The organism is Streptomyces sp. NRRL S-340, assembly GCF_000720185.1.
Classification (GTDB): domain Bacteria; phylum Actinomycetota; class Actinomycetes; order Streptomycetales; family Streptomycetaceae; genus Streptomyces.
This window is the reverse complement of sequence record NZ_JOIY01000007.1, coordinates 123,674-145,687: the sequence shown is the minus strand read 5'-3', so window position 1 is coordinate 145,687 and position 22,014 is coordinate 123,674. Positions and strand designations below refer to the sequence as shown.

The following is a 22,014-nucleotide window of genomic DNA, read 5'->3' as shown; positions in this document are numbered from 1 at the left end:
AATCAGCTCGCATTGATCGCCGAGTACGTCCACACGTCGGCTGGAAGATCGTGCTCAAGGCGCCACTTGATCGCCATCGGCTTGCTCCCTGCGTGTTCCTCATAGGTCGCCGGGCCCAGCAGCATCCACGGCTGTGATTTCCCTATGTCCGAGTTCTTGTAGCGCCGGAGGAACAGCAGCACGTGACTTCCGCGCTGCACGTGGTTCCGGTAGCGCAAGCCTGTGGGTGAATTCTCTCCGGTTGCGTTCTGCGATTCCCAGTGGAAGAGATTCGGGGTCATCGCGTAGTCCTTGTAGCGAACCGTGGGGGAGAAGTCCTTCTCGTTCTTCTCTGAGGTGATGAACAGCGCATCGGTCTGGAATTCCGCCGCCCACTGGACCCCCTGTGACCAAGACCGGGGCATCTGGCCGCCGAACCGGGCCACCCCCAGTGCTGCGAGGATTTCGGAGCGGTTGTAAGAACTGTGCACCTTCAGCGGAACTTGGCTCAGAGCGCCGGTCAGCGGAAGGGGGAAGTGGTCAGCTTGCCCGATGACGTACGACAGTACTTGCCTGAGTTCGTCGCGGAAGAGTCGCTGGTGACGGAGCGATGCGAGCCCCTCCTGGAAGCTTTGGAAGTTTCCCGCGTCGTCCCAGAGATTGAAGAACAGCATGCGGGCGTACGACTGATCTGAGGCGCCCAGTTCTTCGTACGGGGGAGCATCGTCCTGGAGTAGGCGAACATAGGCGTCAGCGCGCTCGGGGTCGTCCACGTGAAGGAAAGCGTGGACGCGTTTGAGGAGGGCGGCTTCTTCAGGGGAGGTGGGCTCCTCGATGAGATGCGCACGGCGCAAGATCGAGGTCCAGGAGTTGTCGCTCTTGTACAGCTCCTTGATCTCCCGGCGGCTCTCCCGGATGTAGTCGGCGAGGAGAGTCGTATTGTAGGCCTTCACCTCATTTGCCAACGTCTTCACCGTGGCGTTCACCTGTGAACGAATATTATTCAGGATGAGCTCTTTAGACTTGCCCTCCAGGAGAATCTGGCAGCCGGACGGCAGTTGAGGAAAGTCGTGCTCTATGTGCTCGATGAGCCGGTTGCGCGACAGGTTGGTCAAAGCGCGGAACTGCTCCTCGAAACGGAACTCGGCGCGATGCTGTCCGATGAAGTCCAGGACCGTGAGGACAGGCTTAGTCGGAGTGCGCCTTAGCCCCCGACCCAATTGCTGGAGGAAAATGGTGGCGCTACTGGTGGGGCGGAGGAGGAGCAGGGTGTCGACATCCGGAACGTCGAGGCCTTCGTTGAAGAGGTCGACGGAGAAGATCACTTGCAGCTTTCCCTCACGCAGATCACTCAGCGCCTGGGAGCGGACCTCGGCGGACGAGTCACTGTCCAGGGCGACGGCCTGCAAGTTGGCCTTGCGGAAGAAGTCAGCCATGAAGTGGGCGTGCGCCTTGCTCACGCAAAAGCCCAATGCCCGCATTGCTCCCGGGTTGGAAACCTTGTCCTCGATCTGCTTCACCACGATCCGCGCGCGGGCGAGGTTGCCGGTGTACAGGGCGTCCAGGTCCTGATCGGTGTAGGCCCCCCTTTGCCAACCGAGGTTCGTCAGGTTCGTGCCGTCCGGGATCCCGAAATAGTGGAAGGGGCACAGCAGGTCGTTCTCCAGTGCCTCCCACAGACGCATCTCTGCGGCGATCCGCCCACCGAAGAACTCGTCCTGGACGGTGAGCCCGTCCATCCGTTCCGGAGTGGCGGTCAGACCCAGCAGCTCCGTCGGCTTGAAGTGGTCGATCACCCTTCGGTACGTGGCGGCGGTGGCATGGTGGAACTCATCGATGACGATGATGTCAAAGTGCTCACGGGCCAGCTGCTCCAGCCGCCGGATGTTGAGTGACTGCACGCTGGCGAACACGTGGTTCCACTCGCGCGGCTCCTGCCCAGCGTGCAGAAGCTCTCCGAAGGAGGCGTCGTTCAGGACTTCCTGGTAGGTGCGCAGGGACTGCGTGAGGATTTCCTTGCGGTGAGCGACGAACAGCAGCTTCGGTCGTCTCTCTGGGGAGGCCTTGCACAGGTTCCGGTAATCGATGGCGGCCATGACGGTCTTGCCCGTGCCAGTTGCCGCCACGAGCAGGTTGCGGTGTCTCCCGCGGATCTCCCTCTCGATACGCAACCGTTCGAGCATGTCCTGCTGGTGCGGGAAGGGGCGCACCTCAAGCCCTGACAGGTTGATCTTCCGATCGGCGGCGACCGTGTTCCCGCTCGCCTGGTTGAGCGCACCATCAAGGCGCTCCCTGTCCCGGTCAGGGTCGTACGTCTCGAAGGCGACGTCGTTCCAGTACGCGTCGAACGTCGCTTCAAACTTATCCAGTACCGCAGGGGTGGCGACAGACGAGAGGCGCACGTTCCACTCCAGGCCGTCGAGCAACGCGGCTCGGGACAGGTTGGAGCTGCCGACGTAGGCGGTATCGAAACGGGTGTTGCGCCGGAACAACCATGCCTTGGCGTGAAGGCGCGTGGAACGGGTCTCGTAGTTGACCTTGACGGTGGCGCCGAAGTCGCGGACAAGGCGGTCGAGGGCATGCCGGTCCGTTGCACCCATGTACGTGGTCGTGATGACACGTATCTCTACCCCGCGCTCCCTAGCGGCGCGTAGAGCGTCCTCCAACACTCTTATGCCGTACCACTTCACGAACGCGCAGAGCAGGTCGATGCGGTCCGCAGTCGCGAGTTCCGCACGCAACTCGGCACCCAGGCTGAGGTCTTCTGGCGAGTTGGTGAGCAGTGAGGTCTCGGACAACGGAGTGAGCGGACGGATCGCGTATGCTCCCGGCGCTTCCTGCTGGGCGAGCGCGAGCAACTGGCGTGGTCCCTCGACCACCGCGCTGATCGGATCGGCATCGCGGGGCGCAAAGTCGTCGGCGGCCACGGATTTCAGGACCCTGTTGGCGAACGGCACCTGCTGGTGGACGGGGAGTTGGTTGAGCCGGCGGGCGACCTCCTCGGCGATGTGGCGGGCCAGCACATGGGGTGTCGACTCGGCACTGACCTCTGCGTCGATCGCTTTCCAGCCCAGGGCGTCCAACTGTCCGAGTTCATCGTGCAAGCTCTCGGTGATCAGCTTCTCGTACACCCCAGCGATCGGCTGTCCCTGCTCGCCCGCATCGGTCACCGCAACCCCCTCGATCATGCGTCAACGTGTGTCCGTTGTAACAGGAGGCACTGACACGTACCGCAGCGGCCGGGCCCTTGCGCCTCCACCGCGCCAAGCGAGTGGCTCCTCGCTGGTGGCGGTGGGCCCGGTGGGGGTGGTTTCGATGGGCGGTGGGTGGCCTTCCGGGTGGGCTCTCGGGTAGGTGCTGCTCCTCAGAGCAGTGCGAGCGCCCCAAGAGCGGCCCCGTCGCGCAGAAGCAGATGCACCAGATGAGGTTGGCCGTGGGGGAGAGGGATTTCTGGGTGCGGAGCACCACCACGCGGCGCGGGTCCGACGGGTCGTAACGGACGTGGACCATCGCGCCGCGGTGCAGGGCGTTGGGAGCGTCGGTGTTCAGGGGGACCTGGCGGTAGGTGCGGTCGGCGGGGGCGTGCGGGCGGCCGGGGGGTGGGGCCTGGTAGCGGATCTGAGGCGGGTGGTAGGACGGGCCGATCCGGCGGGGGCCGTTGGCGACCTCGCCGCTCGTCCGTACGCCGGGGATACCCAGGCGGCGTACGGAGCGGCGGGCGCGCAGCGCGGCGCGGGTGCCGTGGGCGCCGACCAGGGTCCACAGGGCGGCCAGGAGGAGGCAGAGTACGCGCCAGAGCGCAGGCATGGTCCCTTCCGGTCCTGCATCTGCTGGATGGAGGGTGCGAGCAGGTCGGGCGTCCGGCTCAGGACGCCCGGCCGTGGCACTCCCCGTACGCCCGGCCCGAGCCGCACCAGCACTGCGCCGCTCGCTGCGGCGGCCAGGCCACCGCACGTCCCCGGGCCGCCAGGGTCGTCGCGTACTGGGGGAGCAGGGACGTGTCGGACGGGGAGGAGCCCTCCGAGGCGGCGAAGGCCTCGTAGGAGGGGACCGTGCCCGTGACGATGCCGAGGTTGGCGGTGCCGGAGGCGGACAGTTCGCGCAGGGAGCGCTCTATCGTCGCGAGGTGGGTCTCGTGCGAGGGGTACTCCGCGGCGAGGTCGGCGTAGGCGGCGACCAGTTCCTCCAGTTCGCCGGCCGGCCAGTGCAGGACCGCCACCGGGAAGGGGCGGGAGAGGGCTTCGCGGTAGGCGCCCAGTTCCGCGCGCAGGCGGACCAGTTCCGCCTGGAGTTCGGCCGGGTTCTCCGAGCCGAGGGACCAGACCCGCTTGGGGTCGTGCAGTTCGTCCAGGGAGACCGGCAGGGAGTGCAGGGTGTCGGCGAGGGCGTCCCACTCGTCGTGGGAGGCGCCGAGCATGCGGCGCACCCGGTGCCGGCCGAAGAGGAGGGGGTGGGTGGCGTACGGGGGCTCGGCGACGTCGGTCAGCAGGAGCGTCACCGCCTCCGTGAACGTCTTGTGCGCCGCCTCCAGTTCGTCGTGCGACTCCAGCGACTCCGCGACGATCACCCAGGGGGCCGGGTCGCGCGGCGCGGCCGCGCGGACGCCGTCGATGATCGCCCGGGCCTCGGCCTCGTGGTCGTACTCCCAGAGGTTGGCCGCCTTCAGCGCGCGCACCAGCGTCGCGTTCTCCAGGGGCGCGGGAGAGGCCAGCAGGCGGTCGTAGAGCGCTGTGGCGGCGGGGCGGTCCCCGGCCAGCTCCAGGTGGGCGGCGGCCCGCAGCAGGAGGGCTTCGGCGTCCTCCGGGTACAGGCCCGCGGTCCGCTCCAGGCGGGCCGCTTCGGCGGTGTGGTCGACGGTCTCGGCGGTCTCGGCGGTCTCGGCGTTTTCGGCGGGCGTGTCGGGGCGCATGCAGGACACGGTACTGCCGGGCGGTGGCAATGATGAGGTACCCGCGGGCAGGCCGCCCGGCCCTCGTGGAGGACGTGCGCCCCGTGCCCTGCGGCCCCTGCGGCCCGCGTCACCGCTTCCTCCGTGCCCTGCGGCCCGCGTGACCGGCACCCCGCGCTCCGCGGCCCGCGTGCCCGCACTCCGCGTGCCTGCGGTGCGCACGGATCCCTTGCGGCTCTTCCGGGGCGGTCCTGTATAACCGTAGGAACCAGTGAGACGAGTGATACCCGGGTGTGGGACCGAGGGAGCGGGGAGGGCCGGTCGTGATCCGTCGCGTTCGTCACCGGCTCGGTGCGCCGCTCGCCCCCGTTCTGGGGTCCCTGCTCGTGCTGGCCCTCCTGGTCCTCCAGCTCTCGCTGCTCGACACGGGCAGCCTCTCCGTGACCGTCGCCGCCGGTGCCGCGTTCGTCGCGTGCGCGCTGCTCGGCTCGCGGTGCGCGCCCGCCGTGGCGCCCACGCGGGTGCGTACGGCGATGCGGGAACGGGACCGGCGTACGGCGTTCCTGCCGCAGCGCGATCCCGATGCCGCGGGCCGGCGACGGCCCCGGGCACCCGGACGGGCCCTTCCGGCGACCGCCGCCGCGTAGGGCACCTCGCGTCACGCCTGTCCAGGCCCCCTGTCCGATGCGTGTTCCCGCGCCGCGGGTCGTCATGCCGCCATGTCTTCTTTCCCGGCACGACGAGACCCCCGGAGGGCTCCTCACCCATGTCCGTCATCCCCGCGTCCGTCTTCTCCGCCTTCGCCGGCGGCGTCGAACACCTCGCCGGCCTGCTGGAGCCGGTGTTCCACGCCTCCGCCGCTGCCGCCGCGATCGTCCTGGTCACCGCGCTCGTACGGCTCCTCGTCCACCCGCTCTCCCGGGCCGCCGCGCGCGGGCAGAAGGCGCGGACCGCGCTCCAGCCGCGCCTCGCCGAGCTGCGCGAGAAGCACCGCGGGGATCCGGAGCGGCTGCAGAAGGCGGTGCTCGCGCTGCACGCCGAGGAGAAGGTGTCGCCGCTGTCGGGTTGTCTGCCCGGCCTGCTCCAGATGCCAGCCTTCTTCCTGCTCTACCACCTGTTCTCCAGCACGACGATCGGCGGGGACGCCAACGGGCTGCTCAGCCACCGGCTGCTGGGCGCGCCGCTGGGCGGGCGGTGGAGCGACGCCCTGGCCGGCGACGGTCTCTTCGGGGCGGCCGGGCTCGTCTACGCCGGGCTGTTCGCGGTCGTGGCCGTCGTCGCCACCTTCAGCTTCCTGCGGGCCCGGCGGGCGTCGGCCGGTCTCGGTGACGGCGCGGGCCTCACGGGCGGCACGGGCGGCGCGGGTGGGCAGGAGCGGGTTCCCGGGCTCGCCGCCGTGGGCAGGGTGATGCCGTTCATGTCGTTCGCCACGCTGGTCACCGTGGCCGTCGTACCGCTGGCCGCCGCGCTGTACGTGGTGACCAGCACCACCTGGAGCGCCGTCGAGAGGGCGGTGCTCCACCGCTGAGCGCGGCCGGGCGGCCGGGAGGTGCCCCGCGGGCCCGGCCTGGTCGCTGGGGGTCCACGGGTTCGGCCCGGCCGCCGGCAGGTGCCCTACGGTCCAGTACGTGAACGGGGTATTGCGGAGTGGAACGCGACCTTGGAGGATCGAACAGTCCTCCGACGGCTGCGCCCGCCGCACTCAGGTCGCGTCGCTCGGCCGGGCTGCCCGCGATCGAGGGAGTTGGGGAACATGAAGCTGCTGCGAGTCGGTACGGCCGGGGCCGAGAGGCCCGCGCTGCTGGACGCCGGGGGCACCTTGCGCGACCTGTCCGGCATCGTCCCGGACATCGACGGCCCGCTGCTGGCCGACGCCGCCGCGCTCGGCCGGATCCGCAGCGCCGCCGACGCCGGGGTACTGCCCGTGCTGGACGCGGACGGGCTGCGGATCGGTCCGCCGCTCGCCCGGATCGGCAAGGTCGTGTGCATCGGGCTGAACTACCACGACCACGCCCGCGAGACCGGCGCCGAACCGCCCGCCGAGCCCGTCGTCTTCTTCAAGGCGGCGGACACCGTGGTCGGGCCGCACGACACCGTGCTCGTACCGCGCGGCTCCGCCAAGACCGACTGGGAGGTGGAGCTGGCCGTCGTCATCGGCCGTACCGCCCGCTACCTGGAGACGGACGAGCAGGCCCTCGCGCACGTCGCCGGGTACGCGGTGGCGCACGACGTGTCCGAGCGGGAGTTCCAGATCGAGCGGGGCGGCACCTGGGACAAGGGGAAGAACTGCGAGACGTTCAACCCGCTCGGGCCCTGGCTCGTCACCGCCGACGAGGTGCCCGACCCGCAGAACCTCTCCCTCAAGCTGTGGGTGAACGGCGAGCTGAAGCAGGACGGGTCGACCTCCGAGCAGATCTTCCCGGTCGCCGAAGTGGTGCGCTACGTCAGCCACTTCATGACCCTCTACCCCGGTGACGTCATCAACACCGGTACGCCGGCCGGGGTGGCCATGGGGCAGCCCGAGCCGAAGCCGTACCTGCGCTCCGGTGACGTGGTCGAGCTGGAGATCGAGGGGCTGGGGCGGCAGCGGCAGGAACTGAAGGACGCGTAGGCGCTTTGCCGGGGTGCGGGGAACCGCGGTGCCTTCGCGTCCGCGGCGCCGCCCGGGCCTCCCGCGCCCGCGCGGCACAGCCGCGTGCGCCCGGGCTTCCCGCCCGCGCGGCGACGCCGTGCACCGGCACCGCCCCCGCGCCCCTTCGAGGCGGACCTCAGCCGAGCAGTGCGGCCAGGCGGCGCCACTCCTGCCTCGGCAGGTCGTCGGGGTCCGTGGTGCCGGTGACGATCTGGAGGGCCAGGTGGTCGGCGCCGGCCGCCTGGAACTCCTCCACACGGGCGCGGATGCGGCTGTCGTCGCCCCAGGCGTACACCGCGTCGATCAGGCGGTCGCTGCCGCCGTCGCGCACGTCGTCCTCGGTGAAGCCCAGACGGAGGAAGTTGTTGGTGTAGTTGGGGAGCTGGAGGTACATCGCGAGGTAGTCGCGGGCCGTCGCGCGGGCGCGCTCGGGGTCCTCGTCGAGGACGACCTTCAGCTCGGGGGCGAGCAGCGGGCCCTCGCCCAGGATCTCGCGGGCCTTCGCGGTGTGCTCCGCCGTGACCAGGTACGGGATCGCGCCCGCCGCACGGTCCCGGGACAGTTCGAGGGTCCTGGGGCCGAGCGCGGCCAGCACCCGGCGCTCGGCGGGCACCTCGGCGGCGTCCAGCTCGTCCAGGTAGGCGACCAGCGCCGAGTACGGCCGGCGGTACTGCTCGGCCAGCTTGGCGTGGCTCACGCCGATGCCCAGCACGAAGCGGCCGGGGTGGGCCGCCTCCAGCTCGGCGAAGCCGGCCGCGCTCGCCGGGGCGTCGTGCTGCCAGATGCTCTGGATGCTGGTGCCGACGGTGAGGGCCGACGTCGCGTCGAGCAGGGGGCGGGCGTTGGCCGGGGCGCTGCTGCCGCCGAGCCACGCGGTGCCGTAGCCCAGCTCCTCCAGTTCGGCGGCGGCCTCGGCGATCGCACCGCGCCGGGCCGGGTCCTCCGAGCGGAGTCCGACGCTCCAGACGCCGTACCGTCCGACCGTCTCCTTCAGTGGGGCTGCCGTGTCGCTCATCGGTTCCGATCCCTCCGGGCGCGTGCCGCGATCAGGTGCGTGCGCGGTCAGTTGCCTGACCGGCGATGCGTACAGCCAACCCCAACCGCGAGCACGGCGCCCGTCATTCCCCGGCCCGGGCGAGTCCGGCGCGGGGGTGTCCGGCCCAGCGGCTCCGGGCCTCTCGTTCGGGACACGCCGGGCCCGGCGTGCCCCGAACGAGAGGCGCAGGTCCTAGTGGAGGCCGAGGTACGTCTCCAGGGCCTCCACCACCAGCCGGTGGTCCTCCACCTGGGGCAGGCCCGACACCGTCACGGCGCCGATCACACCCACGCCCTCCACGGTGATCGGGAAGGAGCCGCCGTGCGCGGCGTAGGTGCCGGGGTCCAGCCGGGAGGAGGCCTCGAAGGTCGTCCCCTTGGCGCGGAAACGGGCACCGACCAGGTAGGAGGCCGCGCCGTAGCGCTCCACGACCCTGCGTTTGCGCTCGATCCAGGCGTCGTTGTCGGGCGTGGAGCCGGGCAGGGCCGCGTGGAACAGCTGCTGGCCGGCGCGGTGGATGTCGACGGCGACCGGGGCCTGCCGCGCCCGCGCCAGCTCGACCAGCAGCGAGCCGAGCGCCCAGGCGTCCTCGTACGTGAACCGGGTGAAGACCAGGCGGCGTTCCTGCGCCTGAAGTTCCTCGATCCCGGGGACCGCCGGATCCGCGGCCGCGGGCTGCGGGGTCTGCGGGGCCCGAGGGGTCTGCGGGGACTCCGGAGGCTGGGGGGAGCGCGCCGGCTGCGGGGGCTTCGACGGCTGCGGCGGCTTCGTGGGCTGCGGGGGCTTCGGGGACGTCGGGGGCTGCGGTGCGCTCGTCACAGTCGCACCGCCACGCCGTCGCGGGCCGAGCGGCGGGCCGCCTCCAGGACGTCCAGCGCGGCGGCGGCCTCGTGGGCGGTCACCGGGTTCGGGGCGCCCTCGCGCAGCGCGGCGGCCACGGCGGCGTAGTACGCCGGGTAGTCGCCGGGCAGGGTCGGTACGGGGCTGCCGCCGCCGGACACCGGGGACTCGCCCGCGCCGATACGGCCCCACAGGGACTCCTCCTCGACGCCCCAGCCGTCCGGGCCCGGACGCGCGCCCTCCCGCAGCGCGGCCTCCTGCGGGTCGAGCCCGTACTTGACGTAACCGGCCCGCGAGCCCAGCACCCGCAAGCGCGGGCCGAGCTGGGCGGCCGTCGAGGAGACGTACAGGTGGGAGCGGACGCCGTTCGCGTGGGTGAGCGCGAGGAACGTGTCGTCGTCGGCCTCGGCACCCGGCCGGCGCACGACCGACTCGGCGTACACCTGCGTGGCCGGGCCGAAGAGCACCAGCGCCTGGTCGACCACGTGGCTCCCGAGGTCGTAGAGCAGACCTCCGATCTCTGCGGGGTCGCCGGACTCGCGCCAGCCGCCCTTCGGCTTCGGGCGCCAGCGCTCGAAGCGGGACTCGAACCGCCACACGTCGCCCAGTTCGCCCTGCTCGACCAGTGCGCGCAGGGTCAGGAAGTCGTTGTCCCAGCGGCGGTTCTGGAAGACGGACAGCAGGAGCCCGCGCTCCTCGGCGAGGGCGGCGAGGCCGCGCGCCTCGGCCGCCGTGCCGGCGACCGGCTTGTCCACGACCACCGGCAGCCCGGCCTCCAGCGCCGCTGTCGCGAGCGGGACGTGCGTCTTGTTCGGGGAGGCGACGACGACCAGATCCAGCTCGCCGGCGCGGGTGAACAGGTCGCCGGCGTCCGCGGCGAGGCGGACGTCCGGGAACTCCTCGCGGGCCTGTGCCTGCCGTTCCTCGTTGGAGGTGACGACCGTGTCGAGGGTCAGGCCCTCGGTGGCGGCGATCAGCGGGGCGTGGAAGACGGAACCGGCGAGGCCGTAGCCGATGAGGCCCACGCGGAGGTCGCGGAGGGGGGTGCTAGTCATGCCTCCTACTTTCGCAACGCTGTTGCCTAAGTGCAAGCGCGGGGGAGAATGGGGGAGGACGGTTCGGCGGAGGCGAGCAGCCGGACGCGGAGGAAGGCGCCCGCCGCCGGGAGCGGCGAACAGTGCACGCGGGCGGTGGGCGGGCGGGAGCAGGAGCGGTGGAAGTGCGCGGTGACGACGACGGCGAGGCTACGGGGATCGCTCGGGCTGCCGGTGCGCTGGGAGTCGCCGGTGTGGCCGGAGCGGCCGGTGCGCATGGCGGGCTCAGGCCCGCCGCGTCCGAAGCGGCGGGCGTTTCCGGAGTCGTGGGGGCTTCAGGGGAGGCGGGGGTTTCAGGAGAGACCGGTGGGGCTGAAGCGGCCGGTGCGTCCGCTGGGCGTGATGCGCACGCTGAGCCCGGTGCGGTCGGGGGTTCCGCCGTGGTGACCGGGGAGGCGGTGCGGAGCGCGAGGATGCGGGGTGCGGGCGGCGGGGCCAACCTGCTCGCCCTGCGCAGCCACAACACCGCCCTCGTGCTCGATCTGCTGCGCGGGGCGGGAGCCGCCGGGATCAGCAGGCTGGAGCTGGCCGAGGGCACCGGACTCACCCCGCAGGCCGTCAGCAAGATCACCGCACGGCTGCGGGAACGCGGGCTCGCGGCCGAGGCGGGACGCCGGGCCTCCACCGGGGGCAAGCCGCGGACCGTGCTCCGGCTGGTCCCGGAGGCCGGGCACGCGGTGGGCGTGCACGTCGAGCGGGACGAGGTGCGGGCGGTCCTGGTCGACCTGAACGGCACGGTCACCGGCGAGCGGCGCCGGCCGCTGGACCTCGGGGCGCAGGCCGGCGCCGTCGTGGAGGCGGTGGCGGAGCAGGCCGAGGCGCTGGTCGCGGAGGCGTTCGGGGCCGGCGCGCGGGAGGCGTCCGCCGCCTCGCTCCTCGGGGCCGGGGTGGCGCTGCCCGGCCCGCTGGACCACGGGCGCGGGGTGCTGCACCGCGTCACCGGGTTCCCCCAGTGGGACGGGTTCCCGCTGCGGGACGCGCTGGAGCGGCGGCTCGGTGTGCCCGTCGTCGTCGACAAGGACACCAACGCGGCGGCGCTCGGACTCGCCGTCACCGGTGAGGGCGGCGGCTCCTTCGCCTACCTCCACCTCGGGACGGGCCTCGGGGCCGGGCTGGTCATCGGCGGGACCGTGCACCGGGGGGCGCGTACCGGGGCGGGTGAGTTCGGGCACCAGGTGATCCAGTTGGACGGCCCCCCGTGCGCCTGCGGGGACCGGGGGTGCGTGGAGGCGCTGTGCCTGGCCGCGGTCGCGCGCGGGGACACGCGGGAGGCGGCACGCGTGCTGGGCACGGCGGCCGCGAACCTCGTCGGGCTGCTGGACGTCGACCTGGTGCTGCTCGGGGGGCGCACGGTCGCCGAGCGCCCGGAGGCGTTCGTGACCGGGGTGGGGGCGGTGGTCGCCGCGCGGGCCCGGCGGGGCGGACTGCCGGGCGCGGCGGTGCCGGTCCGGCAGGCGCCGGCCGGGGCGCGCGGGGTCGCGGAGGGCGCGGCGCAGTTGCTGCTGGCGCCGTTGTTCGGGCGGGGGGAGGGATAGGCCCCGCGATCCCGCGCACGCGCCCGCGCGGGCCGACCGCCCCTGGCCGGCCCGCGCCCGCCCCCACCCGTACGACAGGCTCGGCGTCAGGCCGTACGACGGGCTCCCGTCACGCCGTACGACCGGCTCCCTCCCGCCGTACGGCGGGCTCCCGTCACGCCGTACAGCGGGTCCGCGTCACCCCGTACGGCAGGCTCACGGCCGTCGCCCTCTTGCTCGCCGCCGCCCGGGGCGGGCGTGCTGATCCGGAGGCGGCGCCGAGCGCGCGCCCCCACCCGTACGACCGGCTCCCTCCCGCCGTACGGCGGGCTCCCGTCACGCCGTACAGCGGGTCCGCGTCACCTCGTACGGCAGGCTCACGGCCGTCGCCCTCTTGCTCGCCGCCGCCCGGGGCGGGCGTGCTGATGCGGAGGCGGCGCCGAGCGCGCGCCCCCGGTCTGCGACGATCCCTGCGTGGACTATCCGAACGACCAGGCCCCCGGCGCCCCGGTGCGCTCCGGCATCCCGGAGCACGGCCGGATCCCCAAGTACTACGCGGTGAAGGCGAGGATCGACCGCCTCGTCGGGGAGCTGGGCGAGGACCGGCCGATCCCCACCGAGCGCGATCTGTCCGAGGAGTACGGGGTCGCCCGCGAGACCGTGCGGCAGGCGCTGCGCGAGCTGGTCCTGGAGGGCAAGCTCAGGCGCCGCGGCCGGGGCACGGTCGTGGCGGGGCCCAAGCTGGAGCAGCCGCTCTCGCTGGCCAGCTACACGGAGGGCGTGCGGCGCCAGGGCCGTACGCCGGGGCGCACGCTCGTCGGTCTGGAACGGTTCCCGTGCCCGGACGCGCTCGCCGCCGAGACGGGACTCAGCCGCGGGGAACCCGTCTGGCACCTGGAGCGGGTGCTGCTCGCGGACGAGGAACGGGTCGGCCTGGAGAGCACCTACGTGGCGGTGGCGCGCGTGCCGCGCCTGGACACCGACTTCGACCCGGACTCGTCCTTCTACGCCTACCTCCAGAGCCTGGGCCTGGCCTTCGGGGACGCCGACGAGCGCATCGAGACCGTGCTCGCCACCCCGCGCGAGGCGCTGCTCATCGGCACCCCGCCGGCTCTGCCCATGCTGCTGATCCACCGCGTCTCGCGGGACGCGCTGGGACGGCCGCTGGAGCGGGTGCGCAGCCTCTACCGCGGGGACCGCTTCTCCTTCACCGCCCACCTGAACGGCTGACGCGCCGGCCGCGGGGCGTCTCCCCGCCACCCCGCGCACAACGGTAACGAAAAGATAACGGGTCTAGCCCAATCGTGATGCCTCGTTCAGGCTCTCGTTGTCAGCCGGACTCTTCCGGTTCTCCGTCCGAGAGGAACGTCGTCGTCGTGAAAGTGACAGTCGTCGGAGCCGGCGTGGTGGGCACCATGCACGCCTGGCAGGCAGTGGAACGCGGCCACGAGGTCGTGCAGATCGAGCGCGAGGCCGAGGCCCGCGGCGCCTCGCTGCGCAACTTCGGGCAGATCTGGGTGAGCGGCCGCGCGAGCGGCGAGGAGCTGGAGACGGCCCTGCGCGCCCGTGAGTTGTGGGAGGAGATCGGCGGCCGGGTGCCAGCCCTCGGCTTCCGGGCCAACGGCTCCCTCACCCCCGTGCGTGGCGCCCTCGAACACGCCGTGGCCGAGGCCGCCGCGGCCGCGCCGGACGCCGCCGCCCGCGGACACGAGCTGCTGACCCCCGCCGAGGCCCGCGCCCTCAACCCCGCCCTGCGCGGGGACTTCGACGCGGCCCTCTACTGCGAACGGGACGCCGCCGTCGAGCCGCGCACCGCCCAGCGCGCCCTGCGCGCCGAGCTGCTCAAGCACCCGAAGTACACCTTCCTGCCGGGCCGCGAGGTCCGCGAGGTCGTCGGCGCGGGCGCCGTCCGCGACGACCACGGCGAGGTGCACACCGCCGACGTGGTGGTCCTCGCCACCGGCGCCTGGCTCGGCGGACTCGTCCGGGAACTGGCCGGACCCGGCCTGCCGGTGCGCCGCGTCCGGCTCCAGATGATGCAGACCGACCCGCTCGGTGAGGCGCTGCCCACCTCGGTCGCCGACGCCGACAGCTTCCGCTACTACCCGGCGTACGCCGGCGCGGCCCTGGACGCGCTCAACGCGGGCCGGCCGCAGCCCCGGACCGCCGCCGAGCACCGGATGCAGCTGCTCATGGTGCAGCGCGCCGATGGCGGACTGACCATCGGCGACACCCACGAGTACGAGCACCCCTTCGCGTTCGACACCGTCGAGGACCCCTACGAGCACCTCACCGCCGTCGTCGAGTCCCTGCTGGGCCGCCCGCTGCCGAAGATCCGCCGGCGCTGGGCCGGGGTGTACGCCCAGTGCACCGACCCCGGCCGGGTCGTCCACCGCCAGCAGGTCCGCGACCGTGTCTGGCTGGTCACCGGGCCCGGCGGGCGCGGCATGACCTGCTCCCCGGCGATCGCCGAACGCACCGCGAACGAACTGGGCTGGTGAGAGAACCCATGACCGAAACCCACACGGCCACCGCGGCTCCCGCGGACATCCGGCTCGTCGTCCTCGACATGGCGGGCACCACCGTCGCCGACGGCGGCCTGGTCGAGCGGGCCTTCGCCGCTGCCGCCGCCGAACTGGGCGTCGCACCCGGCTCGGCCGACCACGCCGACAAGCTCGCCTACGTCCGCGCCACCATGGGCGAGTCGAAGATCTCCGTCTTCCGGCACCTGTTCGGTACGGAGGAGGCCGCCCAGCGGGCCAACACCGCATTCGAGAAGGCGTACGGCGACCTCGTCGACGGCGGGCTCGTCGCCCCCGTGCCCGGCGCCCGCGAGGCCGTCGAGGAACTCCGGGCCGACGGCCGCACCGTCGTCCTGACCACCGGCTTCGCCCGCGTCACCCAGGACGCCGTCCTCGACGCGCTCGGCTGGCGCGGCCTGGTGCCGCTCACCCTGTGCCCGGCCGACGCGGGCGGGCGCGGGCGGCCGTACCCGGACATGGTCCTGGAGGCCTTCCTGCGCACCAAGGCCGCCGAGGACGTGCACCAGGTGGCCGTCGTCGGCGACACCTCCTACGACGTGCTCAGCGGTGTCCGCGCCGGGGCGGGCCTGGTCGCCGGCGTGCGCACCGGGGCGCACGGCGACGCCGAGTTCCGCGCCGCGGGCGCCACGCACGTCCTCGACTCGGTCGGTGCCCTGCCCGCCCTGCTCCGGGGAGAACGGTGAGATGAGCATCCGCTTCGACTCCGTCACGGTCGCCTACGACGGCAACGTCGTCCTCGACTCGCTCGACCTCACCGTCGCGCCCGGCGAGGTGATGGCGCTGCTCGGGCCGTCCGGGTCCGGGAAGACCACCGCGCTGCGGGCGGTCGCCGGGTTCGTCCGGCCCGTGTCGGGGCGGGTGCTTCTGGGGGAGCGGGACGTGACGGACCTGCCTCCCCACCGGCGGGGCATCGGCATGGTCGTGCAGCAGTACGCCCTCTTCCCGCACCTGCGGGTCGAGGACAACGTGGCCTTCGGCCTGAAGGCCCGCCGGGCCGGCCGGGCCGAGATCCGCGCACGGGTCGGCGAGGCCCTGGAGATGACCGGGATGGCCGCCTACGCCCGCCGCCACCCCCGGGAGCTGTCCGGCGGCCAGCAGCAGCGCGTGGCCATCGCCCGCGCGCTCGCCATCCGCCCCGCCGTCCTGCTGCTCGACGAACCGCTGTCCGCGCTGGACGCCCGGCTGCGCTCCGGCATGCTCGCCGAACTGGCCCGCCTGCACCGGGAACTGCCCGACGTGTCCATCCTGTACGTCACCCACGACCAGATCGAGGCGCTGACCCTGGCCGACCGGATCGCGGTGATGGACAAGGCCCGGCTGCGGGCCTGCGGCACGCCCCGGGAGCTGTACCGGGCCCCGGCCGACGAGTTCACCGCGTCCTTCGTCGGCAACGCCAACCTGCTGCCGGTCACCGTGACGCCCCGGGGCGCCGCCCTCGGCGACGCCGAGCTGACCCTCGACACGGCGGGCGCGGCGGCCGGGACGCGGGGCACCCTGTGCGTACGCCCGCACCTGGTCGGCCTCGGCGACGGCCCCAACCGGCTCACCGGCACGGTCAGCGAGGTCCAGTGGCGCGGCTCGACGCACCGGCTCTACGTCGACGTCGCCGGCCATCACGTGATGGCGGACGTGCCCGAGCTGCGGCGGCCCCCCGCCCACGGCGACACCGTCAGCCTGCACTTCGCCGCCGAGGACGCGGTGCTGCTCGCCGCGGGGGTGAGCGGCGATGAGCACTGAGCCGCTGACCACCGCGGCGCCCGGCCGGGTGCCGGGCCCGGGCACCGCCGCCCCGGCGCCCTCCGCGGTGCGCGCCCCCCGGAGCGCCCGGCGCCTCCTGTGGGCACTGCCCCCGGTCGTGCTGCTCGCCGTCTTCTTCCTCTACCCGCTGGCCCTCGTCGTCCAGCAGTCCCTGAGCCCCCAGGACGGCGGGACCTCCGTCCGGCCCTACGCCGACGTCTTCGCCTCCGACGGCTTCCGCGAGGCGCTGTGGACCACCGTGTGGCTGGCGCTCGCCTCGACCGCCGGATGCCTGGTGCTGGGCTTCCTGCTGGCGCTGGTCATCGCGTTCGTACCGTTCCCCGGGGCGAAGGCGGTCGCCCGGTTCATCGACGTCTTCCTCTCCTTCCCGTCCTTCCTCATCACGCTGGCCCTGCTGTTCGTCTACGGCCGCACCGGCCTGGCCAACGGGCTGTGGGAGCAGGCGGGCGGCGCCCCGGACGGCCCCTTCCAGTTCCTGGCCACGCCCTGGGGCGTGCTCCTGGCGGAGATCACCTACTTCACGCCGTTCGTGATGCGCCCGCTGCTCGCCGCGTTCACGCAACTGGACACCGCCCAGCTGGAGGCGGCCAGTTCACTGGGCGCCCGCGCCCCGCGCATCGTCCGGCAGGTGATCCTGCCCGAGGCGCTGCCCGCGCTCGGCGCCGGCGGCTCCCTGGTGCTCGTGCTGTGCCTCAACGAGTTCGGCATCGTCCTCTTCACCGGCGCCAAGGGCGTCACCACCCTGCCGATGCTCGTCTACGGCAAGGCGATCCTGGAGTCCGACTACCCGGGCGCGTGCGTGGTCGCCGTCGTCAACGTCCTGATCTCCGTGGGCCTCTACGGCCTCTACCGGGTGGTGAGCCGCCGTGCTGGTGCATAGCCGCAGGGCCCGCTGGGCCGTGTGGACGGTGTTCCTCGTCTTGTTCGTGCCGCTGTTCGCGCTGCCCCTCCTCGTCGTCCTCGGCGCCTCCTTCGCCACCCACTGGTCCGGTGCCCTGCCCTCGGGCCTCACCACCGGCAACTACCGCGCCGCCACCCGCGGCGAAGCCCTCCAGGCACTGACCACCAGCCTCGTCACCGCCACCGTCGCGAGCCTGCTCGCGCTGGCCGTGGGCACCTGGGCCGCGCTGGCCGGGGCCGCCCTGAAGAAGGCCCACCGCCGCGTGCTGGACGCGCTGTTCGTCCTGCCGGTCGCGGTGCCGTCGGTGGTCGTCGGACTGTCGGTCCTGGTGGCGTTCTCCGAACCGCCGATGCTCCTCAACGGCACCCGCTGGATCGTGGTCCTCGCCCACACCGTGCTGGTCACCGCCTTCGCGTACCAGTCCGTCTCGGCTGCGGTCCGCCGCCTCGACCCGGCCTACGAGCAGGCCGCGGCCTCGCTCGGCGCCCGTCCCGCGTACGTGCTGTGGCGGGTGCGGCTGCCGCTGCTGCTGCCCTCGCTCACGGCCGCCGCCGGCCTCTGCTTCGCCCTGTCCATGGGGGAGCTGAGCGCCACGATGATGCTCTACCCGCCCGACTGGACCCCGCTGCCCGTGCTGATCTTCGCGGCCACCGACCGGGGTTCGCTCTTCACCGGTTCCGCCGTCGCCGTGGTGCTGATGGCCGTCACGCTGCTGGTCCTGCTGGCCGTCTCCCGTGTCCGCACCCGGGCGACCTACCGCTGACCCGCACCCATCGCCCTGCCCCCCTGCCCCCCCCTGCCCCCTTCCCTGCCTCGTCCCTGCCGTCCGCCGCCGCAAGGAGTCCGCCCCGCCATGCCCAGGAACACCCTCAAGCTCGCCGTCGCGCTCGCCCTGCTCGTCACCCCCCTGCTGTCCGCCTGCGACGGCTCCTCCTCCGCCGACGACAAGTCCGTCACCGTCTACAGCGCCGACGGCCTCAAGGGCGAGAACGGCGACGGCTGGTACGACCGGGTCTTCAAGGACTTCGAGAAGCAGACCGGCATCAAGGTCGAGTACGTCGAGGGCGGCTCGGGCGAGATGGTGCAGCGCGCCGTGCGCGAGAAGGCCAACCCGCAGGCCGACGTGCTGGTCACCCTGCCCCCGTTCATCCAGCAGGCCGACGGCAAGGGCCTGCTGCAGAAGTACGCCCCGAAGGGCGCCGGCCAGGTGGGCCCCGCCGACAAGGCGGCCGACGGCACCTGGACCTCCGTCGTCAACAACTACTTCGGGTTCGTCTACGACAAGAAGGAGCTGAAGCCCGCCCCCACCACCTGGGAGCAGCTCCTGGACCCGAAGTTCAAGAACCGGCTCCAGTACTCCACGCCCGGCGTCGCCGGTGACGGCACCGCCGTGCTCGTCAAGGCCATGCACGACTTCGGCGGCAAGGACGCGGCCCTGGCGTACCTGAAGAAACTCCAGTCCAACAACGTCGGGCCGTCCGCCTCCACCGGCAAGCTCGCCCCCAAGGTGGACAAGGGCGAACTCCTCGTCGCCAACGGTGACGTCCAGATGAACCACGCCCAGTCCAGGACCATGCCGAACCTCGGCATCTGGTTCCCGGCCCGGCAGGGCGGCAGGCCCACCACCTTCGCCCTGCCCTACGCCGCCGGGCTCGTCACCAAGGCCCCGCACACCGAGAACGGCAGGAAGCTCCTCGACTTCATGCTCGCCAGGCCGGCCCAGCAGCAGGTCAGTGAGATCGGCGGCGGCTTCAGCGCCCGCCAGGACGTCCACGCCACCGACGCGAACGCCACCGCGCTGGCGGCCCTGATGAAGGGCGTGGAGATCTTCCGGCCCGACTGGTCCGACATCGGCGAGAACCTGACCGCGTACGTCGAGGACTGGAAGCGGGCCACCGGCAGCTGACCGCCCGGCCGGGCTCCGGCTCCCCGGAACAGCGCGGCGCTGAAGCGTTCCGGCAAGATCCGGTCACTGGTTAGGCTGGGGCTCACGCAGACCCGCGTACGGCAGGAGAGCGAAACCCATGGCAGACCGCAAGCCCATCGAGTCGTGGCTCACCGACATGGACGGTGTCCTGATCCACGAGGGTGTTCCGATCCCCGGCGCCGACGCCTTCCTGAAGACGCTGCGTGATTCGGGCCGGCCGTTCCTGGTGCTGACCAACAACTCGATCTACACCCAGCGCGACCTGCACGCCCGGCTGCGCCGCATGGGCCTGGACGTGCCGGAGGAGAACATCTGGACCTCCGCACTGGCGACCGCCCAGTTCCTCGACGACCAGCGGCCCGGCGGCAGCGCCTACGTCATCGGCGAGGCCGGCCTGACGACCGCGCTGCACGACATCGGCTACGTCCTCACCGACCACGACCCCGACTTCGTGATCCTCGGCGAGACCCGGACGTACTCCTTCGAGGCCCTGACGAAGGCCGTGCGGCTGATCAACGACGGGGCCCGGTTCATCGCCACCAACCCCGACAACGTCGGCCCCTCCGTGGAGGGCGACCTGCCCGCCACCGGCTCGGTCGCCGCCCTGATCACCGCGGCGACGGGCAAGAAGCCGTACTTCGTGGGCAAGCCCAACCCGCTGATGATGCGGGCCGGGCTGAACGCGATCGGCGCCCACTCCGAGACCTCCGCCATGATCGGCGACCGGATGGACACCGACGTGCTCGCCGGTCTGGAGGCCGGGATGCGCACCTTCCTGGTGCTGACCGGCGTGACGCAGCCCAAGGACGTCGACCGCTACCCGTTCCGCCCGTCCGAGGTCATCGACTCCATCGCCGACCTGGTGGAACGCGTCTGACGCCGGCCCCGGGCGGGCCCTGACCCGTCGGCCGGTCACCCGTACGGAGCAGTACCGGCCGGTCGCGGATGCGGTCCCGGGCTCCGTGACGTCTCCTGGTACCGGAGGTGTCACGATGGGTTCGCTGCGCCTGACTCTGTGCACAGGGCTGCTGGTGGCCGGTGCCTTCGCCCCGGCCATGGCCCCCGCCACCACCTCCGGCAGCATCCAGGGAGCGGCCGGGGCCGGTGGCGGCCGTGCCCCGGCGTCCGCGCCGCCCGCCCCCGGCGGCGTCGCCGTCGCCGTCGTCCCGGTGCAGGCGCGCCCGGCCCCCTCCGCCCCCGCGGACCCGCACGCCGTCGCGGCCGCGCCCGGCATGGCGCACGCGGTGACCGGACTGGTCCTCGCGGGAGTCGCGGCGGCGGCCGTCGTCCTCCTGCCGCGGGCACGCGGCGCACGCGGCGCACGCGGCGCGGGCCGCCCCGGGGACGACGACGCCGCCCCGCACGGCCGCCGGCGGACCGAGGACTGAAGGACGGGATCACGATGTCCGACACCGAACGCCCGCGCGTCACCGAACGCCCGCGTGTGACGGAACGCCCGCGCGTCCCCGCGCGGTCTGGCGTCACCGGACCTCCGTGTGCCACCGCACGGTCTGGCGTCACCGGTCTCCCGCGCGTCACCGATCGTCTGCGTGGGCTCGGCCGCCTCGTCGCCGGGCTGGTCTGGGTGGTGCTGCTGCTGGCGCTGTGGCAGTGGGGCGGCGCGTCCGCCGAGGCAGGGCGCCGGCCGGCCGCGCCGACGACCGGCGACATGGCCGCCGTCGGCCGTCCCGCCCAGGACCACCCCGCCCGGCGCCCCGAACTCCCCGGCCCCGCCGTCTCGGTGTACCTGCCCCGAACCGGCCCGTGAGCGTGCCGCCGCCTGGCAGCATGGAACGCGCGGAATGCGGGACGTGCGGCCGTACGGCCCGGTGCACCGAGGGGGAGTCGTATGCACGGCACGAGGGGGGCGCTCTCGCACGTCCCCGCGGCGCGGACCCGGGCGTGCGCGATGCTGCTGGGAGCGGCGCTGATGGTCACCGGGTGTTCCGCCGGGGGCGGGGGAGGAGACGGGAAGGGCGGGGCCGGCGGTGCGGGGGCCGCGATCGGCCAGCGGCCCCGGGCGGCCGGCCCGTTCTGGGTCGACCCGGACAGCCGGGCCGCCCGCCAGGTCGCCGCCTACGCCAAGTCCGGCCGGAAGGCCGACGCCGAGCAGATCCGCAAGATCGCCGAGCAGCCGACCGGTGAGTGGATCGGACCGGAGAACCCCGAGCGGGAGGCGCGCGGCTTCACCGAGGCCGCCGCCCGGGCGGGCCGCACCGCCCTGCTCGTCCTCTACGACATCCCGCACCGCGACTGCGGCCGGTACTCGCGCGGCGGCGCCGCCGACGGTGACGCCTACCGGGCCTGGGTCGACGGCGTTGCCCGCGGCATCGGCGACCGCGCGGCCACGGTGGTCCTGGAGCCGGACGCGGTGCTGCACCTGGTGGACGGCTGCACCCCGCGCCAGTACCAGGAGGAGCGCTACGACCTCCTCAAGGGTGCCGTCGCCACGCTCAAGACTCTCGAGAACACCAGGGTCTACCTGGACGCGGGCAACGCCAGCTGGGGCCGGCCCGACCAGATCTTCGAGCCGCTCCGGCGGGCGGGCGTGGACCGGGCCGACGGCTTCGCCGTCAACGTCTCCAACTTCTACTCCACCCGGGCCTCGCTCGCCTACGGCAGGCACCTCTCCGCGAGGGTCGGCGGCAAGCACTTCGTCATCGACACCAGCCGCAACGGCAACGGCCCCTACACGCAGGGCGATCCCGGCGAACGCTGGTGCAACCCGCCCGGCCGCGCCCTCGGCGAGGCCCCCACCACGAAGACCGCCGACCCCTTGGCGGACGCCTATCTGTGGGTCAAGCGCCCCGGTGAGTCCGACGGCACCTGCAAGGGCGGGCCGGCGGCGGGCGACTGGTGGGAGACGTACGCGCTCGGGCTGGCGCGGGCGAGCGGGTAGCCG

Annotated in this window: 21 protein-coding genes; 15 read left to right on the top strand and 6 right to left on the bottom strand. The window is 72.9% G+C overall.

The genetic code is table 11. The annotated features are described in order from the left end of the window. Nucleotides 1-2: 2 nt before the first annotated feature. Both IG64_RS07125 and IG64_RS07120 read right to left on the bottom strand, forming a co-directional pair. Entirely contained in the window at nt 3-3,167 is a 3,165-nt protein-coding gene (locus tag IG64_RS07125; RefSeq protein ID WP_199811526.1) for a DUF3427 domain-containing protein, read from the bottom strand. Nucleotides 3,168-3,844: 677 nt separating this feature from the next. After that, entirely contained in the window at nt 3,845-4,888 is a 1,044-nt protein-coding gene (locus IG64_RS07120; RefSeq protein ID WP_037853249.1) for an SEC-C domain-containing protein, read from the bottom strand. 305 nt (nt 4,889-5,193) lie between these two features. Here IG64_RS07120 and IG64_RS07115 point away from each other — a divergent pair, with 305 nt between their 5' ends. From IG64_RS07115 to IG64_RS07105, 3 genes are all read left to right on the top strand, one after another. Then, nucleotides 5,194-5,514: a DUF6412 domain-containing protein gene (locus IG64_RS07115; protein ID WP_051812453.1), complete on the top strand. Its 321-nt coding sequence runs from the start codon at nt 5,194-5,196 to the stop codon at nt 5,512-5,514. A 119-nt stretch (nt 5,515-5,633) separates the two neighbouring features. Then, nucleotides 5,634-6,395: a YidC/Oxa1 family membrane protein insertase gene (locus tag IG64_RS07110; RefSeq protein WP_037853247.1), complete on the top strand. Its 762-nt coding sequence runs from the start codon at nt 5,634-5,636 to the stop codon at nt 6,393-6,395. Nucleotides 6,396-6,620: 225 nt separating this feature from the next. After that, complete coding sequence (locus tag IG64_RS07105) at nt 6,621-7,478, top strand: fumarylacetoacetate hydrolase family protein (RefSeq protein ID WP_037853245.1); 858 nt, start codon at nt 6,621-6,623, stop codon at nt 7,476-7,478. 157 nt (nt 7,479-7,635) lie between these two features. Here the strand turns inward: IG64_RS07105 and IG64_RS07100 are convergent, their stop codons facing one another. The 4 genes from IG64_RS07100 to IG64_RS07085 form a co-directional block, all read right to left on the bottom strand. Further along, nucleotides 7,636-8,514, bottom strand: coding sequence for an LLM class F420-dependent oxidoreductase (locus IG64_RS07100; RefSeq protein ID WP_037853243.1), 879 nt, complete (start codon nt 8,512-8,514; stop codon nt 7,636-7,638). A gap of 213 nt (nt 8,515-8,727) precedes the next feature. Further along, entirely contained in the window at nt 8,728-9,180 is a 453-nt protein-coding gene (locus IG64_RS07095) for a heme-degrading domain-containing protein (RefSeq protein ID WP_037853379.1), read from the bottom strand. Nucleotides 9,181-9,350: 170 nt separating this feature from the next. Further along, a complete protein-coding gene (locus IG64_RS07090) occupies nt 9,351-10,430 on the bottom strand; it encodes a Gfo/Idh/MocA family oxidoreductase (RefSeq protein WP_037853241.1) in 1,080 nt (359 codons plus the stop codon). 26 nt (nt 10,431-10,456) lie between these two features. Then, on the bottom strand, nt 10,457-10,687 hold the full coding sequence (locus IG64_RS07085; protein WP_037853237.1) for a hypothetical protein: 231 nt from the start codon (nt 10,685-10,687) through the stop codon (nt 10,457-10,459). A 195-nt stretch (nt 10,688-10,882) separates the two neighbouring features. Between IG64_RS07085 and IG64_RS07080 the strand changes: the two genes are divergently transcribed. The 12 genes from IG64_RS07080 (at nt 10,883) to IG64_RS07025 (ending at nt 22,011) form a co-directional block, all read left to right on the top strand. Continuing rightward, a complete protein-coding gene (locus IG64_RS07080; protein ID WP_051812442.1) occupies nt 10,883-12,004 on the top strand; it encodes an ROK family transcriptional regulator in 1,122 nt (373 codons plus the stop codon). Between the two features lie 453 nt (nt 12,005-12,457). Next, a complete protein-coding gene (locus IG64_RS07075) occupies nt 12,458-13,213 on the top strand; it encodes a GntR family transcriptional regulator (RefSeq protein ID WP_037853232.1) in 756 nt (251 codons plus the stop codon). A gap of 146 nt (nt 13,214-13,359) precedes the next feature. After that, nucleotides 13,360-14,484, top strand: coding sequence for a TIGR03364 family FAD-dependent oxidoreductase (locus IG64_RS07070; protein ID WP_037853230.1), 1,125 nt, complete (start codon nt 13,360-13,362; stop codon nt 14,482-14,484). Nucleotides 14,485-14,492: 8 nt separating this feature from the next. Further along, nucleotides 14,493-15,209 (top strand): HAD family hydrolase, encoded by a 717-nt coding sequence (locus tag IG64_RS07065; RefSeq protein ID WP_037853227.1) that lies wholly within the window; start codon nt 14,493-14,495, stop codon nt 15,207-15,209. Nucleotide 15,210: 1 nt separating this feature from the next. Then, nucleotides 15,211-16,263: an ABC transporter ATP-binding protein gene (locus IG64_RS07060; RefSeq protein ID WP_037853226.1), complete on the top strand. Its 1,053-nt coding sequence runs from the start codon at nt 15,211-15,213 to the stop codon at nt 16,261-16,263. Next, nucleotides 16,253-17,164: a 2-aminoethylphosphonate ABC transporter permease subunit gene (locus tag IG64_RS07055; RefSeq protein ID WP_037853224.1), complete on the top strand. Its 912-nt coding sequence runs from the start codon at nt 16,253-16,255 to the stop codon at nt 17,162-17,164. Before IG64_RS07060 ends, IG64_RS07055 begins: the two co-directional genes overlap by 11 nt. Further along, nucleotides 17,151-17,948, top strand: a complete 798-nt coding sequence (locus IG64_RS07050) for an ABC transporter permease (RefSeq protein WP_199811525.1) — start codon at nt 17,151-17,153, stop codon at nt 17,946-17,948. Before IG64_RS07055 ends, IG64_RS07050 begins: the two co-directional genes overlap by 14 nt. Before the next feature lie 90 nt (nt 17,949-18,038). Beyond that, nucleotides 18,039-19,091 (top strand): 2-aminoethylphosphonate ABC transporter substrate-binding protein, encoded by a 1,053-nt coding sequence (locus IG64_RS07045; RefSeq protein ID WP_037853221.1) that lies wholly within the window; start codon nt 18,039-18,041, stop codon nt 19,089-19,091. A 118-nt stretch (nt 19,092-19,209) separates the two neighbouring features. Further along, the gene (locus IG64_RS07040; protein ID WP_037853220.1) at nt 19,210-19,989 is read left to right on the top strand and encodes an HAD-IIA family hydrolase; all 780 of its coding nucleotides are present in this window, start codon (nt 19,210-19,212) and stop codon (nt 19,987-19,989) included. A gap of 115 nt (nt 19,990-20,104) precedes the next feature. After that, nucleotides 20,105-20,500, top strand: a complete 396-nt coding sequence (locus tag IG64_RS40150; RefSeq protein ID WP_051812440.1) for a hypothetical protein — start codon at nt 20,105-20,107, stop codon at nt 20,498-20,500. A 14-nt stretch (nt 20,501-20,514) separates the two neighbouring features. Beyond that, nucleotides 20,515-20,880, top strand: a complete 366-nt coding sequence (locus IG64_RS07030; RefSeq protein ID WP_037853218.1) for a hypothetical protein — start codon at nt 20,515-20,517, stop codon at nt 20,878-20,880. A gap of 81 nt (nt 20,881-20,961) precedes the next feature. Beyond that, a complete protein-coding gene (locus tag IG64_RS07025) occupies nt 20,962-22,011 on the top strand; it encodes a glycoside hydrolase family 6 protein (RefSeq protein ID WP_037853204.1) in 1,050 nt (349 codons plus the stop codon). Nucleotides 22,012-22,014 lie beyond the last annotated feature (3 nt).

Excerpts from the sequence above, each read along its gene's own strand:
- IG64_RS07045 (WP_037853221.1), top strand. The coding sequence starts at position 18,039 with ATGCCCAGGAACACCCTCAAGCTCGCCGTCGCGCTCGCCCTGCTCGTC.
- IG64_RS07110 (WP_037853247.1), top strand. The coding sequence starts at position 5,634 with ATGTCCGTCATCCCCGCGTCCGTCTTCTCCGCCTTCGCCGGCGGCGTC.
- IG64_RS07025 (WP_037853204.1), top strand. The coding sequence starts at position 20,962 with ATGCACGGCACGAGGGGGGCGCTCTCGCACGTCCCCGCGGCGCGGACC.
- IG64_RS07100 (WP_037853243.1), bottom strand. The coding sequence starts at position 8,514 with ATGAGCGACACGGCAGCCCCACTGAAGGAGACGGTCGGACGGTACGGC.
- IG64_RS07060 (WP_037853226.1), top strand. The coding sequence starts at position 15,211 with ATGAGCATCCGCTTCGACTCCGTCACGGTCGCCTACGACGGCAACGTC.
- IG64_RS07120 (WP_037853249.1), bottom strand. The coding sequence starts at position 4,888 with ATGCGCCCCGACACGCCCGCCGAAAACGCCGAGACCGCCGAGACCGCC.
- IG64_RS07030 (WP_037853218.1), top strand. The coding sequence starts at position 20,515 with ATGTCCGACACCGAACGCCCGCGCGTCACCGAACGCCCGCGTGTGACG.
- IG64_RS07080 (WP_051812442.1), top strand. The coding sequence starts at position 10,883 with ATGCGGGGTGCGGGCGGCGGGGCCAACCTGCTCGCCCTGCGCAGCCAC.
- IG64_RS40150 (WP_051812440.1), top strand. The coding sequence starts at position 20,105 with ATGGGTTCGCTGCGCCTGACTCTGTGCACAGGGCTGCTGGTGGCCGGT.
- IG64_RS07065 (WP_037853227.1), top strand. The coding sequence starts at position 14,493 with ATGACCGAAACCCACACGGCCACCGCGGCTCCCGCGGACATCCGGCTC.
- IG64_RS07055 (WP_037853224.1), top strand. The coding sequence starts at position 16,253 with ATGAGCACTGAGCCGCTGACCACCGCGGCGCCCGGCCGGGTGCCGGGC.
- IG64_RS07090 (WP_037853241.1), bottom strand. The coding sequence starts at position 10,430 with ATGACTAGCACCCCCCTCCGCGACCTCCGCGTGGGCCTCATCGGCTAC.
- IG64_RS07085 (WP_037853237.1), bottom strand. The coding sequence starts at position 10,687 with ATGCGCACCGGCCGCTCCGGCCACACCGGCGACTCCCAGCGCACCGGC.
- IG64_RS07105 (WP_037853245.1), top strand. The coding sequence starts at position 6,621 with ATGAAGCTGCTGCGAGTCGGTACGGCCGGGGCCGAGAGGCCCGCGCTG.
- IG64_RS07125 (WP_199811526.1), bottom strand. The coding sequence starts at position 3,167 with ATGATCGAGGGGGTTGCGGTGACCGATGCGGGCGAGCAGGGACAGCCG.
- IG64_RS07040 (WP_037853220.1), top strand. The coding sequence starts at position 19,210 with ATGGCAGACCGCAAGCCCATCGAGTCGTGGCTCACCGACATGGACGGT.